Source organism: Streptomyces sp. NPDC090022, from assembly GCF_044748145.1.
In the GTDB taxonomy this organism is placed as follows: domain Bacteria; phylum Actinomycetota; class Actinomycetes; order Streptomycetales; family Streptomycetaceae; genus Streptomyces.
The window spans coordinates 1-1006 of the sequence record NZ_JBIVFN010000070.1; the positions used below are offsets into that span (position 1 = coordinate 1).

General features: G+C 72.8%; 1 protein-coding gene and 1 pseudogene. Both read right to left on the reverse strand.

Annotated elements, in window-relative coordinates:
- The coding region (locus ACIPXB_RS37150; RefSeq protein WP_401457435.1) for an LLM class flavin-dependent oxidoreductase at positions 1–401 on the reverse strand (401 nt) is incomplete at its 3' end.
- A pseudogene (locus ACIPXB_RS37155) lies at positions 398–1006 on the reverse strand (nitrilotriacetate monooxygenase); the annotation flags it as partial. The pseudogene ACIPXB_RS37155 and the gene ACIPXB_RS37150, both read right to left, overlap by 4 nt.

Consider the following 1006-nt stretch of genomic DNA (forward strand, 5'->3'; position numbering starts at 1 on the left):
GCGTTGTCGGTCGTCACGACGTTCCAGGCGGCACGCCCGCCGGAGAGCAGGTCGAGGCTCTGCAGGCGGTGGGCCAGGTCGACCGGGTCGTTGTAGGTCGTGTTCTGGGTGGCGACGAGGCCGATCCGGTCGGTGATCGCCGCGAGGGCCGCGAGCTGCGTCTGCGCGTCGGGACGGCCGACCACGTCGAGGTCGTGCAGCTGCCCGAGGTGCTCACGGAGGCGCAGCCCCTCGCCGAGGAAGAACGCGGCGAACAGGCCGCGTTCCGCGGTCTGCGCGATGCGGCGGAACGACTCGAAGGCGGTCTGCGAGCCCGACTCCGGTTCCGTCCAGATGGTGGTCGAGTTCACGCCCTGGAAGAACACGCCGAACTGGATCTGGTTGCGGGGTGCGGTGGTCATGCGCGGACCTCCTGGAGGCTCGTGGTGGCGTCGTCGACGTCGGCTGCGGATGCGGCTTCGTCGGCTGGGCGTTCGTACCGGTTCCGGACGGTCGGCAGCCCGATGACGTCACGGAGCCGCTCCCCCGCCCGCGGCGAGCGGAAGACGCCCGCGTCGCGCAGCGCGGGCAGCACGGCACGTCCGATCTCGTCGAGGTCCTCGTCGAGTACGGCCGGGAACAGCCGCACCCCGTCGACCTGTCCGACGAGGTCGGTGAGCAGGGCGACCAGCCCGTCCGCGTCGCCGACGTACCGTCCCCGGTCGCCCGCGTCGCACACCGCGTGCGTGTCGAGATCCGCGACACGACGCGCCGCGGGGACGCCCGCACGGTCGAGTGCGACCTCGAGCTCGAGCCAGACCTGCGCGGCCCCGGCCTCGACGGCGACCCGGCGTGTGGCCTCGGCGCTCGACGTGACGAGCGCGACGTCGGTCCCCGCGGGCAGCCCGGCGGCGAGTGGAGCGAACACCGGGAGCTGCCCCTGAGGAGGCCTCGGGATGATGCTCGGCCCGGCGACCGAGAACCGGGGTGAAGTGAAGTCGACGTGGTGCACCCGGGCACGGTCGAT